This is a genomic window from Hymenobacter sp. DG01, assembly GCF_006352025.1.
Taxonomy (GTDB): Bacteria; Bacteroidota; Bacteroidia; order Cytophagales; family Hymenobacteraceae; genus Hymenobacter.
In genome coordinates, this window is record NZ_CP040936.1 from 3,141,467 (window position 1) to 3,155,439 (window position 13,973).

Genomic DNA, 13,973 nt, shown 5'->3' on the forward strand with positions numbered 1-13,973 from the left:
CACCGATTTCTGCTTTGTATGCTTGATTTGCCTCACACCGAAGAAAGACTAGGCAACCATAAACAACAATCCCTGGTACGCTATTTCACCTTGCTCATGTCGGTGATCTACGTAGGGCTGGGTTTGTACTTGTGGTTTGCCCCAGCCGGTGCCCTAACACTTGGTGATACGGTTCGTCGTTTGCTGGCCGCAGTCTTTGTATTTTACGGAATTATTAGATTTGTCCGCACCTACCGGCAACATTTCAAAAAAAACAGGGATGACGCACGCTAAATTTTGGGGTTTCGGACTTATAGTGGCTAGTCTGGGGCTAGGTAGCTGTGGAGATAATTCCGGCTCCGCAGCTCAAGCCACCGATACTCCGACCAGTGGATCCATCCGTATTGGAGTTGACGAAACGTTTGAGCCCATCCTGACTTCGCAGGTAGATACTTTTCAGAAACTGTACACCAGTGCCAAAATTCAGGCAGAGTACCAGCCGGAAGGAAAAGTAATGGAAGCTTTTCTGGCTGATAGCATCCGGCTGGCAGTTGTATCCCGTGACCTTACCACGGACGAACGCACCCGGTTGGAACGCTTGAAGATAGTTCCGCGTTCTATCCGTATTGGGGTTGATGGAGTAGCTATTGTGGTGCACCCCAGTAACCCCGATTCGTTGCTTACCATGGCGCAGCTGCGCGGCATTTTTACCGGGCAGCAGCAGCAATGGTCGCAGCTCAGCCCAACTAACAAGCTGGGTGACATTACCGTTGTATTTGACAACAACAGCTCTAGCACTGCTCGGTTTGTGCAAGACTCCGTAACGCACGGCGCCGCACTTACCAAAACAGCTTACGCTTCCAAATCAAACCCGGCCCTGTTGGATTACGTTGCCAGTCATCCGAACGCTATTGGCGTAATTGGGGTAAACTGGATTAGTGACCGGGACGATGCAGCGGTTCAGAAGTTCTTGAAGCGTGTCCGGGTGGTAGGGGTTAGCGCCAAAACTACTGGTTCTACCCCTTCAGACTACATCCAGCCTTATCAGGGTTATCTAGCCCAGAAAGTGTATCCCCTGCGGCGTGAGTTGTACGTAATCAGCCGGGAAGCAAGGGCCGGACTTGGCACCGGTTTTGCATCTTTTGTTGCGGGCAACAAGGGTCAGCTGATCATATTGAAATCTGGCCTGATGCCTGCGACCGGACAGGTTCGTCTTATCGACGTAAAGCCCCAGTAGATTCGCTTCTTCTTTTTCCTTTCCCTCCGCATTTTCACTAAACCTTTTGCTCATGAATCTCAAGCCCTGGAAGCTCACGCTCCTCGCTGCTTTGTCTGTTTCGGGCTCTGCTGCCCTGGCCCAATCATCGGGCGCCCAAAAAGCCATTGAGTTGGAGCGTTATGGCGAGGCCCGCGCTGCGTTGCTGCGGCAAGGACAATCGAACGAAACTTCGTTCGAGCTGGGTCGCCTGTACCAAATGCGCGACATGCCTGATTCGGCCGCGTATTATTTCAACCGTGTTTCTCTGAACCCGAAGGATGCCTTCACGCAGGTAGCCGCCGGCCGCGCCGCGCTGGCCCAGGGCAAAACGGCTGAGGCCGAAATTCAGTTTGACAACGCCGTTAAGACGTCCAAAGGCAAGGACCAGAAGGTGTACACCATGATTGCTCAGGCGTACGCTGAATCTGATGTAAAAGACGTAACCAAAGCCCTTTCCTACGTTAGCGCCGGCGAGAAACTGAATAAAGGCAAGGATGATGCGGCCTTGATGATTGCTCGCGGTGACTTGTACCTGAAGACGGAGCAAGGCGGTGGCGAGGCCATGAACAGCTACGAGCGTGCTACCCTGGCCGACCCCAATAACGTGCAGGCTTATGTGCGCAAGGGCCAGCTGAACATGCGCGCCCGCACTTACAACGAGGCCAAAACTAACTTCGACAAGGCTATCAGCCTTGACCCGAACTATGCACCGGCTTACAACGCCTTGGCCGAAACGTATTACTTCGCCGGTCGCTACGATGACGCTTTGGCGCAATTCCAGAAGTACTCCTCTCTGGCAGAGAAGACCTCTAGCACGGATGCTAAATCGGCTTCCTTTCTGTACCTGACCAAAAAGTACCCTGAGGCACTAGTGGAAGTAGATAAGGTCCTAGCCAAAGAGCCTAACAACCTCACCATGAACCGCTTGCGCGCTTACTCGCTCTATGAGACGGGCAAGAATGATGAGGCTCTGGCTGCTATGCAGAAATATATGCAGCTTGCTACTGCCAGCAACAAGCTCATTACCGAAGACAATGTGTACTACGGTAAGATGTTGATTAAGGGCGGCAAGACGACTGAAGGAGCAGCTATCATCAAGAAAGCCATTGATGCTGATCCGAAGAAAGCAGCCGAACTGCAGAACGAGTTGGCCCAGGCTTACCTGGCCGCGAAGGACTACCCCAATGCTATTGCCACTCTCAAGGCCCGCATGGCTGCTACCAAGGGCGGTGAGCTGACTGACAAGGTGTATCTGGGTCGCGCTTACGAGCTGAACGGCCAGTACGCTCAGGCTGACAGCCTATACGGTGTGGTTCTAACCGAGCGTCCGAACTACGTGCCCGGCTACCAGATGCGTGCCCGGGCCAATGCTAACATCGACAAAGACTCGAAGCAGGGCTTGGCTAAGCCTTACTACGAGAAATACATCGAGGTAGCAGGTTCTTCGGCTGATGCTGCTAAGTACAAGACTGGCCTGATCGAGGCCAACAAGTACCTTGGTTACTACTACTATCAGAAGGGTGACAAGACGGCTGCTCTGCCCTACTGGCAGCAGGCTCTGGCTCTGGACCCCAACGACCAGCAGGCCAAGACCGCAATAGCTGAAATCAATAAGCCTAAGACCGCCGCTAAAGCGCCGGTAAAGCGTAAGTAAGCTAACCACCAGCCTGAATAACAGAAAAGGCCTGCTACAGAGTAGCAGGCCTTTTCTGTTATTCAGGCTGGCAACCTACGCCCCGTTTTGCGCAAACTCACTCCATTTGGATAACAGAAACTCGAAATCAGCTGGCAGCTCCGCTTCAAACTGCATCTGCGTGTGGGTTACTGGGTGCTCGAAGCCCAGTGATTTGGCGTGCAGGGCCTGTCGTGGCATAGCACCCAGCATTTTCTCGGCAAACGTCTTGTAGGCACCCGTTCGCTGCCCATATACGATCTTGTCGCCTCCGTACGTGGCATCGCCAAACAAGGGATGCCCAATGTGTTTCATATGCGCCCGAATCTGGTGTGTACGACCGGTTTCGAGGTTGCACTGGAGCAGGGCTACCTTACCAGCAAATGATTGCAGCACTTTATAGTGCGTGACGGCATGCTTGCCATAATCACCGTCAGGAAATACGGCCTGCACCTTTCGGTCTTTCAGGCTGCGCCCAATGTGTCCCTGGATGGTGCCTTGCTCCTCCTTTGGCACCCCCCACACCAAGGCCAAGTAGGTGCGCTCGATGGTATGATGAAAGAACTGGTTGGAAAGATGAGTCATAGCAAATTCAGTTTTACCAATCACCAGCAGCCCGGAAGTGTCTTTGTCGATGCGATGTACCAGCCCGGGCCTTATTTCACCGTTACGGCCCGTAGGAAGGTTCTGCAGGTGATAAGCCAGCCCATTTACCAGCGTCCCGTTCCAGTTGCCATACGCCGGATGTACCACCAGCCCAGCGGGCTTGTTTACGATCAACAACTCTGCATCTTCGTAGCGAATATCGAGGTCCATGGGCTCCGGCACTACCTTGAACTCACGGGGCGGCTCCGGCAGCGTAATCGTAATAACATCCAGGGGTTTTACCCGATAGTTCGACTTTACGGGTCGGTCGTTCACCTGCACTGCCTCTGCCCTAATAGCATTCTGGATGCGTGTGCGGGAGGTACTGGGCAGGCGGTTCAGCAGAAACTTATCCAGGCGCAGCAATTCCTGCCGCCGGTCGGCCCGAATCCGGTGGTGCTCATATAACTCGTCTCCGTCCTCATCATCCTGCGCTTCGTTTGCTCCAGAGGGGTAGCCGGAGTTATTCGCATCAGCAATGGGGTCAGGAAATTCTTCTGGATCGTGGTACATGAAACGTAGTCGGGCAGTGAGCAGACAGCCCCGTTCGGCTGGGTGTCTATATAAACAACACAGCCGAAGCATTGCTTCGGCTGTGTTGTTTCAGGAAGAATAAGCGGCGGCGGCCGTACTATTTCTTCGTCTTGGTTTTGGTTTTTGTGGCGGAGTTAGCCGTGGGGGTAGCGGCGGCTGGGCTAGCAGCCGGGGTAGCTACCTTCGAGGCAGCGGCAGCAGCGCCGGGCGTAATGCCCATTTTCTTCAGAATCAGGTCCGAAACGTCGCCATCCTTGGGGCCGTGCAGCAGCAGAGGACTGTCACCATCCGAGTTCAGGATGTAGGTATAGCCGTTCTCATCCGCTACAGCATCAATGTTTTTCTGCAGCTTATCCAGGGCCGGCTTCAGCAGGGTCTGCTGCTTCTGCTGCAGCGAAACCTCAGCGTTCTGCTGAAACTCCTGAATCGACTGCTGCAGGTTTTGCAACTCCTTTTCCTTGTCGGCGCGTACCACTTCCGTCATGGTGGTAGCACCTTTCTGGTAGGCTTCCGCTTTGGTGCGGAATTCGTTGCCTTTAGCATCAAGCTGAGTTTTGAGCTGGGTGCTGTAGTCCTTCAGCTGCGACTCAATTTGCTTGCTCTCGGGCATCTGGCTCAGCACGTACTGTACGCTGGTATAGCCAATTTTCAGCGGAGCAGCCGTCTGTGCCATCGAAACCGTAGCCGTAGAGAAGGTAAGAGCGGCAGCAGCCAGCGCAACGCGGAATTTGTTCATGGTGGTCATCAAAAGGAAAAATGTCAGAGAGTTAGATGCGCAAAGTTAGTTTTTTCGGGTTGCCGGCCGCGGAGTCGTGCGGGTGGGCTGCTTGGTGCGGGTAGGTGCTGGTTCATCTTCCGTTGCCGTTTCCCCGCCGGGAGCCTGAGGAGTAGCCACCGCCCGAACGGTGCCTTTCTGGGCGGGCTGGTTGCGTTCTTCCGAGGCCAGCCCCAGTTCTTCCAGCACAAACTCCGTGTAGTCGTGCACAGGGTTGGTATAGAGCATGGTCAGGTCGCCGGACTTATCGAATACTATAGCCAACTGTTTTTTCTTGGCTACTTTTTCAATGGCCTCAAACACCTGATCCTGCACCGGCTTAGTCAGTTCCTGCCGCTTCTTGAAGAGTTGGCCCTCAAAACCGAAGATCTTGTTGGAGTAAGCTTTAATATCCTGCTCCTTCTTCAGAATCTCATCTTGCCGCTTCTTCTTCATCGGCTCTGTAAGAACCACTTCTTCAGCCTGATAATTCCGATACAGCTTATCCAAGTCTTTTTTTTGCGCCTCAATGTCTTTCTGCCAGTTACCGGAAAGAGTATTGAGTTCCTGCTGGGCCTGGGCATAGGCCGGCATTTTGCCCATAATAAATTCGGAATCGACGTAGCCGAACTTCTGAGCATCGGCCGCCTGAGGGGCTGCTACCAGCAGGAACAGCACTGCGGCTGCTACCCACGAAAACATCTTGTTCATACGGTAAAAAAAGATGAAGTGTCGCTGGCCGCACCGCCGGGCTTAGCGGATCTGCTGACCAATAATGAAGTGGAACATGCCCTTGTCTTGCTTCTGACCGCTGGTGTAGATCGGCACTTTGTCGAAACCCCAGCCATAATCGAAGCCTAGCAAACCAAATGCCGACATGAAAATGCGGGCTCCTACCCCGGCCGAACGGTACAACTTGTAAGGGTTATAGTCGGTGTAACGTTCAAAGGAGTTACCAGCTTCCGCGAAGCTCAGCACGTACACTGTGGCTGCCGGATTCAGGCTGACGGGGTAGCGCATTTCCAGCACAAACTTGTTGTACACTACGCCCCCGTTCGAGTCGCGGCGGGAGGCCGGCAATGAGCCGCCCGTATCGTCATTGGGGTCGGCGTAGCCGCGCAAGCCTACGTATTCCGTACCTACCAGGAAGTTGGAAGACCCACCGTATCCAAGGCCGGAGCCCCCTAGCTTAAACCGCTCAAACGGCCCTATTTCGCGGCTGGAGTTGTAGCTACCAATGAAACCGAAGTGGGCCCGGGTGTTAAGCACCAGCTTACCTATCACGGGGCTAAACCACGAAGCATCGAACATCCACTTATGGAACTCTACCCACTCGTTTACATTCGGGTGCGAGCCGGGGAAAACGGAGTAAGGCGGTGTCAGGCTTACGCTCAGCGCCAGCGAGGAGCCCCGCCGCGTAAACGTCGGGTTGTCGATGCTATTGCGGGAAAGCGTGGTATTAAGCGTGATGTTGTTGGCGTTACCGTTCTGGAAGTTCTGGAAGAACGTATAGTTCTGCAGCTTGTACTGGCTTATGGAAAGCGAGTTGCTCAGCGTGAAGTAGTCATCAGGCCAGCGCAAACGGCGGCCCAGGCTCACGGAAGCACTGTTTACCTTGATAAAGCTGCCTGTTTCAGCGTTGAAATTGGTGCCCAAGCGCTGAATGCTCTTGTTCAGGCTTACTGATAGAGAGTTGGGCTTGCGGCCACCTAGCCAGGGCTCCGTGAAGGAGAAAGAATAAGCCTGATACTGAAGACCGTTGGCCTGTACGTTCAAAGCCAGACGCTGTCCGTCGCCGGCCGGTACGGGCGTCCAGTTACGCAGGGAGCCGGCCTTACGCAGCGAAAAGTTATTAAATACCAGCCCGACTGTGCCGATAAATCCCGCGTAGCCGCCCCAGCCACCAGACAACGTAATCTGGTCGGAAGGTTTCTCTTCCACCGTATAGTTGATGTTCACGGTGCCGTCGGCCTGGTTAGGCACTGGGTTCAATCCGATTTTTTCCGGGTCAAAATAACCGAGTGTGGCGATTTCGCGCTGGCTGCGAATCAGCTGCTCCCGGCTGAAGTTGTCGCCGGGCAGGGTGTAGAGCGCCCGGCGCACTACGTGGTCGGAAGTTTTGGTATTGCCGGCAATGTTCACATCCTTGATGCGCGCCTGCACCCCTTCCGTGATGCGCATCTCAATATCGATGGAGTCGCCCTCAACCTTGGTTTCTACCGGTTCAATCTGGAAGAACAGGTAGCCATCGTTCATGTAGAGCGAGGTCACGTCCTGGCCCGTGGGGTTATAGTTCAGGCGCTTGTCCAGCGTTTCCTTGCTGTACACGCTACCCTCCTTGATGCCCAGAACGGAGGCCAGCGTTTTATCGTCGTAGAGGTAGTTGCCCTTCCACGAAATGTTGCGGAAATAGTACTTGGGGCCCTCATCTACCCGAATAGTCAGGCGCAACCCGTCCCCAACGCGCTCCAGCGTATCCGACAGCACCACGGCGTCGCGGTAGCCTTCCCCATTGTAAAACTCAATGAGCTTCTGCTTATCATCGGCAAATTCCTTTGTCTGAAATTTGCCCGAGTTAAAGAACTTTGGAAACTTCTTTTCCTTGGTTTTCTTGAGTTTGCCCTTCAGTTTGCTATCCGAGTAGGCCGTGTTGCCCTCGAAAGCAATTTCCTTGATTTTGACTTTAGCCCCTTTATCAACCTTGATGTTAAGGGTCACACTGTTTGACAACGAAGAGTCGGGCACTTGGGTGATAGTGACCTTGCTGTCGAGGTAGCCTTTGTTGGTGTAGAATTTCCGGACCTGGGCACGGGTGTTACTGAGCAGGGCATCGGTTACTACCTTGCCCCGTATCAGCTTGATCTTGTTTTTCAGGTCATCAGCCTGTCCTTTGCCTATGCCCGAGAACTCGAACTTAGACAGCCGGGGGCGCTCCTTTAGGTTGAAATCCAGAAAAACGCGGGAACCTTCGGTACGCGCGATGCTTACACTTACATCACCAAGAATACCCTGGTCCCAGAGCCGGCGGATAGCTTTGCCTATTTCCTCGCCCGGAATGGTAATCGGGTCACCTATTTTCAACCCGGTCAGGCCAATCAGCGTATTGGCATCAAGGTAACGGGCACCGCTAATCGAAATCCCTCCCAAGGTATAGCGCTGAGGTTGCTCACCGGCTGCAGCAGGAGCCTGCACCTGCCCAAGGGCACTGGTGGCGGGCGCAGCGCCTAACGTTAGCGCAAGGGCGGCTACCGGAATAATCTTATGATAGGAAGAACTCATGTTCTGTGATTACGAAATGGTTAGCTGCTCACTGGTTTTCCCGAACCGGCGCTCCCGCTGCTGGTAGGCTCGCAGGGCGTCGTAGAAATGCTCACGCCGGAAATCAGGCCACAGCAAATCGGTAATAAACAGTTCCGTGTAAGCCAGCTGCCACAACAGGAAATTACTAATGCGCTGCTCGCCACTAGTGCGGATCAGCAGTTCAGGGTCCGGAATTCCGGCCGTCGAGAGAAAGCCGGCCAAGGTCTGTTCCGTTATCTGGGCGGGCAGTAGCCGGCCAGCCGCTACCTCAGCAGCCATGCGCTGGGCCGCCTGGGTTAAATCCCAGCGGCCACTGTAGCTGAGAGCCAGCAGCAAGGTAGTGCGGGTGCCTCCTTTCGTGAGCTCTATTGCCTCAGCCAGCTCCTTCTGGCAGGAGGCAGGCAGATTCTCAATCTGACCAATAGCCTGCAAACGGATGCTGTTTTTCAGCAGAGTAGGTGTTTCCTGCCGGATAGTATGTACCAGCAACTGCATAAGCGCCATCACCTCGTGAGCCGGCCTCGACCAGTTTTCGGTTGAGAAGGCATACAGCGTCAGGTAGCGGACCCCTACTTCGGCAGCAGCTTCCACGGTTTCGCGCACGGCCGTGATGGCACTTTGGTGCCCGAAAATGCGTAAGCCACCCTTTTGCTTGGCCCAGCGGCCATTGCCATCCATGATGACAGCTACGTGAGCGGGAATATTCTGGGAATCGATTTCGGACCGGACGGCCATCAGGACTTTTAGTGTAAAGAGGCCGCAAGTTACGTAAATGGTTGCATTCAAGCCTGCCCAATAACGAGTTACTGCAACGGGCCATAATACGAACAGCCCCCGGCACTTAGTATGTCGGGGGCTATGCTATTTATGTTGCCTGGTAGGCCGCTGCAGCCGCAGGAAAGGTTAATCTTTCCTACCGGTGGCCTGCCCCGTCTCCGGGCAACGGATTTTGTAGAAAGTATAGGAAATGCTCAACCCGTTGTAGAAGTACCAGTCCTGGTCATTCGGGTTACCCAGCAGGTCGTTCTGGCTCCGCGACTTGCCATCTATGTGGTCCAGAGCATCCGTGAATGTTTTGCGGGCACCTGCTTCCAGCCCCAGGTTCCAATGCTCCGATAAGGCGTATTTGAACCCTAACCCAGCTGGTATAGAAAGGCTGATGAGTCCGGCCTTCCGGTCCAGCTGCGGATTAGCACTGCTGGTCGTTTGGGTATTGGCATAAAACCCGGCCAGCCCTACGAATACATAAGGGGTAAAATGGACTTTATCCCGGCGGTTGTGGTAGTCAAAAAAGTTATACTCTACTACCCCGGATGCCTCCAGCAGGCTTCCTTTCATGTTAGCTTGGCGGTAGGAGGCTAGTGGGGGGTTACGCTTGTTTATATCCCTTACGTTGCCATCGTCGGCACGCAATAAACCAGCAGTGAAACTAGCTCGGAGCGTTATCGGCGCCGACACATCTTTTCGGTAGAAAGCAGCAAGGGCAGGGCGGTTATTCCGGAACTGGTAGTGAGGCGAGAGTTCCCCTTTATAGGTCAGCCCTCCTAGGCCGATTCCTAATTCGCTGGTGTTTTGAGCCGCTGCGGTGCAGGCAAAAAAAACACTCCCCACCGGCAGCAGGCCAGTAAGGAGTGTTTTGAAGCGCTTCGAATACGTCATTAGACTGGCTGTTGATGAAAACTGACAGCCAGTTTACTGGCTATCGGAACTTGGGGCTTCTTACTCGCGGAGCGAGAATATAGTTTACTGATATACCCAGGGTGGTGTACCAGTCTTTTTCGTTGCTCTTACCACGCATCTCACCGGTCTGAAACGACTCATCGTAAGTGCCGGGGTAGCCAGTAGTGTTGCCGCCCGTAATGTAGTGACCAAAGTATTTGGCTGCATCCGACTGCAGGGCAGTAAGGGGAGCGTAGTTGCCGCTTACGTCGTCAAGATAGTCAGTAAACGTTTTGCGGAAGCCAAGCTCCAGACCGATGTCAAACTGCTTGTTCAGCTTGTAACGGGCGCCGGCGCCGAAAGGAATGACAAACTGAGTTTGGGAGTACGCCTCCGACTGTCCTTCGGTTCTTAACGGTTGCAGGGCTACATAATTGCCATTTGCATCCAAACCTTTAGGGTTGTGGTGAATTACGCCAACGCCAGCGAATACGTAAGGAACGAAGTCAGGACGGCGAATGTAGTTATTGCGGTTTTCGATCAGATCGAACACACCCGTAGCGGACAGTTCCAAGATGTCGTTACGGAAGTTCATGTTCCGGTTGTAACGAAATTTTGCGTCTGGGTCGTTCTGATCAGCTGCTTTCGCGTCATCGCCGGTGATACGGCCATAGGAAAGAGCGGCACGGCCCGAAATGCGGGGAGCAAAGCGGCGCGTAAACGTCAGACCCAGGTTGGGGCGGGTTGCACCAGCCCGGAAGCTAGGAATGCTGGGCTTGGGGGTAATGTCCCCGAAGTAGTTCATCGCATTCAGGCTCACGCCAACGGAATTGTACTGCTTCCGCTTGCTGAATTGCTGTGCACTCGCTTCCGTTGCTACCAGTGCGAGGACTAGCAGCAAGGCCGTAGTGTAGGTGAAGAGTTGCTTCATATTAAGCGAAGGTTAGAAATATTCTGGTTGAAGAATGCGCGAATTGTACGGGCACGGTCGCAGTCAGCAGCAAAAGTAGAAGATGACTTCAACTTAAAAAACTATTAATGGAAATTCTCTATGCTTATATAGGTATGCCAGCGGGGTTTCGGCGGTCCAGACCCCAGTTTAACTTACTGCGCAAAGTACTCAGGAAGTTAACGTGATTCAGCTTTACCAGACGAGCATTGAAATTTTCCCGGCGAACGGCAATCTGAATTCCGGCTTCCACGGTTTGGGAACGGGAGTCAAGCGAGAGCAGAAAGTTATTGCTCCGACCTTCTATTTCGAAGGAGATGACACTCCGATCCGACACAATGAGAGGGCGTACGTTCAGATTGTGGGGACATACGGGAGCAATAATAAAATTGTTTGTCTGGGGTAGCATAACCGGCCCGCCGCAGCTCAGGGAATAGCCCGTGGAGCCGGTTGGTGTTGCTACAATTAAGCCATCGGCCCAGTAGGAATTCAGGTACTCGCCATCAATGTAGGTGTGCACCACAATCATGGAGGAAGTATCGCGCTTCAGGATACTGAACTCATTGAGTCCGAAGTTGATACTACCAAACGTATCCGGATCCGTATCGACCCGGATGAGGCTCCGGTCTTCCAGCACGAAGTGACCTTTGAATAGAGAATCCAGGGCGGGCAGAATCTTATCGGGCGAAATGGTTGCCAGAAAGCCGAGCCGACCGGTATTAATACCCAGGATTGGGATTTGCAAAGCCCCGACGTACGTAACGGTGTCCAGCAGCGTACCATCGCCGCCGATGCTAAGCACGAAGCGAGTTCCTTGCAGGGAGTTACTACGGTTGAAGGTAGTAATGCCGGCCGGCAGCTCCATCCGCTCGCTCAGATAGGCATGAAACGAGTCCAGAATGCTGACTTCGGCCTGACGCCGTACCAGTTCATTGATCATCTCCCGCATTGCCGGCGTCAGATCATCGCTGAACGGCTTACCCAGTATGGCAATTTTCATACTCAAAACGTAACCTGACCATAAGCTGGCCGGATGGTTAAATGGGGAACTGGGTCCGAAAAAATAGGCCTCCCTGCTGCTCCCGGTTCCGGGCATACTCCAGCGTGAAGACCCAGTCGTAATACGTGACGAGGTGCAGGGCTACCCCGCCCGAGGCCAGTAACCGGTTAGGCAACCGGTTGGTTGGCAAGACGGTGGGTTGGCGCACGTACCCCACATCCGCAAAGGTATTGAGATAAAACACGAGCGGGATGGTATTGAACTTGGCAGTCCGGAGCCCTTTAAGCTGCAGCCTTCCTATATCCAGCAGCTTATACGTGACACCTTGTTGGAGGAGACCGTAGTGCCGCCCATCTATTACGTAGGCATCGTACCCACGAACCAAGGCCTCATAGCCTAAGGCCCGGTTATCGGCGTAGCTGACCCGAGTGGCCAGGCGCAGCTGCGCCTGAGCTCCGATGCTGTAATAAAACGGTCCGCCCAACGCCAGGTAGCGCGCGTAACGCCCGCGCAGCGTCAGGATATTGGGGGCGCCGCTGCTCAGGAAAGCCCGGTAGGTTACGGCTACCTGAGCATACTGGCCGGTAAGGGGGTAGGCGAAGGTATTCCGCTGATTGAGGGTACTCACGAGAGCAAACTCCAGATACTTGCGGCGGGGCCCGCCCAAGTAATACACCGGGTTGTAGTACAGCACGGAATCAGAAACCCGCTCCTGATGGTAGGATACATCCAGGGCAGTGAGGTGCTGCACGGTGCGCCGCCAGCGCACACCCAGGCTGGCGTACTGGCGCTCAATGGGAAAAGCCTGTGCCTGCCGCAGGTTTAGGAGCTTATCCTGGCGGGTAGCGTAATCGAGGGCACGGCTGCGGTAGTAAGAGAAGCCCGCTCCTACCCCAATCCGGCGGCGGTGGCCGTAGCCGGGCGCCTCGTAGAACAGCTCGTATTTACGGTTGAAGCCTAACTGCAGATTACCTAGCAGCTGCTCGTTGCGGCCCCGGAAGTTGCGCCGAACTACGTGAAGACCATAATCAACTCGCTGCCACCGGTCGGGGCGATCGAGCCAGGACCGGAAGTTGCGGTCAGCCAGGGAGAAGATAGGCACTGGAAACGTGTACCACCGCTCCTGCACGCTATATAGGATGGTCAGCTCTCCATTCCGGCAAACGGCCTGCACCAGCACCTGATGAAACAGCTGCAGGTTAAACAGACGGCGACGGTTGGCTTCCAGGCGCTTGCCTAGGGTAGGAGCCTGCAGCATGTCCCCTTCCCGGAAGTCCAGCTCGGCCCGCAACACCGTTTCTTTGGTAACCTTGTTGCCCACAAAAAGCACGGCAGCGACCCGGAGCGTGGCGTAGTCGGGGCACTGGGCGTACACGAGGCTATCAGTGGCGGCGCGGCGCAGGGAGTCGGCGGGAACTGAGGCGTGCGCTACCCCTGGTGTGCCGGCCGGAGGAGCCGATGGCAACAGGCCCAGCAGCAAGGTCAGTAAACAAATCAGCACTACGCGTTCAGCCTCAGATATTCAGGTAGCGCAGCAGGGCATCGTAGCGCTGCTGCTCGTCTTCGCTTACCTCTTCGGTGCCACTGAACTGAGCCGTGATGGAGTAGTTAAACCGCTCCAGGGTAGCAATAATGCGGGTGATGTTCGGGGTGTTCAGCTTAAGGGTCAGGCGGATGCGGTACGGATCATGCTCGTCCTGGGCCACATGCGCGCTGATGATCTTGGCGTTGTTTTCCTCTACGTAGCGGCTGATCTGAGTTAGGGAATAGTCGCGTTCCTCCATGGCCAGCACAATAATACCTTGCTGGCTGCTGGCAACCGGCACCTTGCCGAAGGCCGCCAGCGTGTCGCTGACGGTTACTACCCCCAGGTACTCGCGCTGATCGTCGAGCACGGGAACCAGCTGCACCTTGTTCTGCACGGCCAGCTCAATGATGTTATAGAAGTGTTGGTCGCGCTGCACGTGCACATTGCCGTAGTTGAGCGTCACCTCGCCCAGCAGCCGGGTGCTGGTGTCTTGGTCCAGCAGGTCAGCCTCGGTAATCAGGCCCCGGTAGCTGCGCTGATCAAGCACCGGCAGCTGGCTCACGTGAAACTCCTCGAGCCACCGGGCCGCCTTCTCCATCGAGTCCGTCACCTTCAGGGGCGGAATCATTTGATTTAGTAAGTCTTCAGCAATAATGGAGTTCATGGGGCGGAGCGGGGAACGAGGATACGTGCAG

Annotated in this window: 13 protein-coding genes; 3 read left to right on the plus strand and 10 right to left on the minus strand. The window is 54.6% G+C overall.

Features of this window, described 5'->3' with window-relative positions; translation table 11 throughout:
• Positions 1–18 precede the first annotated feature (18 nt).
• The 3 genes from FGZ14_RS21925 to FGZ14_RS13340 are packed head-to-tail and all read left to right on the plus strand — an operon-like array spanning position 19 to position 2,891.
• On the plus strand, positions 19–273 hold the full coding sequence (locus tag FGZ14_RS21925; protein WP_184094058.1) for a hypothetical protein: 255 nt from the start codon (positions 19–21) through the stop codon (positions 271–273).
• Positions 221–1,216 carry a PstS family phosphate ABC transporter substrate-binding protein gene (locus FGZ14_RS13335; protein ID WP_257883225.1) on the plus strand — a complete coding sequence of 332 codons (996 nt, stop codon included), beginning with the start codon at positions 221–223 and terminating at the stop codon, positions 1,214–1,216. Before FGZ14_RS21925 ends, FGZ14_RS13335 begins: the two co-directional genes overlap by 53 nt.
• 52 nt (positions 1,217–1,268) lie before the next feature.
• Positions 1,269–2,891: a tetratricopeptide repeat protein gene (locus FGZ14_RS13340; RefSeq protein ID WP_139924732.1), complete on the plus strand. Its 1,623-nt coding sequence runs from the start codon at positions 1,269–1,271 to the stop codon at positions 2,889–2,891.
• A 75-nt stretch (positions 2,892–2,966) separates the two neighbouring features.
• On the opposite strand, the gene FGZ14_RS13345 is transcribed toward FGZ14_RS13340, so the two are convergent.
• The 10 genes from FGZ14_RS13345 to FGZ14_RS13390 form a co-directional block, all read right to left on the minus strand.
• Positions 2,967–4,067, minus strand: a complete 1,101-nt coding sequence (locus tag FGZ14_RS13345) for an RluA family pseudouridine synthase (RefSeq protein WP_139924733.1) — start codon at positions 4,065–4,067, stop codon at positions 2,967–2,969.
• 118 nt (positions 4,068–4,185) lie between these two features.
• Positions 4,186–4,824 (minus strand): OmpH family outer membrane protein, encoded by a 639-nt coding sequence (locus FGZ14_RS13350; protein ID WP_257883226.1) that lies wholly within the window; start codon positions 4,822–4,824, stop codon positions 4,186–4,188.
• Between the two features lie 45 nt (positions 4,825–4,869).
• Entirely contained in the window at positions 4,870–5,553 is a 684-nt protein-coding gene (locus FGZ14_RS13355; protein WP_139924735.1) for an OmpH family outer membrane protein, read from the minus strand.
• Positions 5,554–5,595: 42 nt separating this feature from the next.
• Positions 5,596–8,121, minus strand: a complete 2,526-nt coding sequence (gene bamA / locus FGZ14_RS13360; RefSeq protein ID WP_139924736.1) for an outer membrane protein assembly factor BamA — start codon at positions 8,119–8,121, stop codon at positions 5,596–5,598.
• A 9-nt stretch (positions 8,122–8,130) separates the two neighbouring features.
• A complete protein-coding gene (locus tag FGZ14_RS13365; protein WP_139924737.1) occupies positions 8,131–8,877 on the minus strand; it encodes an isoprenyl transferase in 747 nt (248 codons plus the stop codon).
• 168 nt (positions 8,878–9,045) lie between these two features.
• Entirely contained in the window at positions 9,046–9,801 is a 756-nt protein-coding gene (locus FGZ14_RS13370; protein WP_139924738.1) for a DUF6089 family protein, read from the minus strand.
• Between the two features lie 40 nt (positions 9,802–9,841).
• Positions 9,842–10,732 carry a DUF6089 family protein gene (locus FGZ14_RS13375; protein WP_139924739.1) on the minus strand — a complete coding sequence of 297 codons (891 nt, stop codon included), beginning with the start codon at positions 10,730–10,732 and terminating at the stop codon, positions 9,842–9,844.
• Positions 10,733–10,856: 124 nt separating this feature from the next.
• On the minus strand, positions 10,857–11,750 hold the full coding sequence (locus tag FGZ14_RS13380; RefSeq protein WP_139924740.1) for an NAD kinase: 894 nt from the start codon (positions 11,748–11,750) through the stop codon (positions 10,857–10,859).
• A 37-nt stretch (positions 11,751–11,787) separates the two neighbouring features.
• Positions 11,788–13,251 carry a POTRA domain-containing protein gene (locus FGZ14_RS13385; protein WP_180754353.1) on the minus strand — a complete coding sequence of 488 codons (1,464 nt, stop codon included), beginning with the start codon at positions 13,249–13,251 and terminating at the stop codon, positions 11,788–11,790.
• Positions 13,252–13,264: 13 nt separating this feature from the next.
• A complete protein-coding gene (locus FGZ14_RS13390) occupies positions 13,265–13,942 on the minus strand; it encodes a CBS domain-containing protein (RefSeq protein ID WP_139924742.1) in 678 nt (225 codons plus the stop codon).
• Positions 13,943–13,973: the final 31 nt, after the last annotated feature.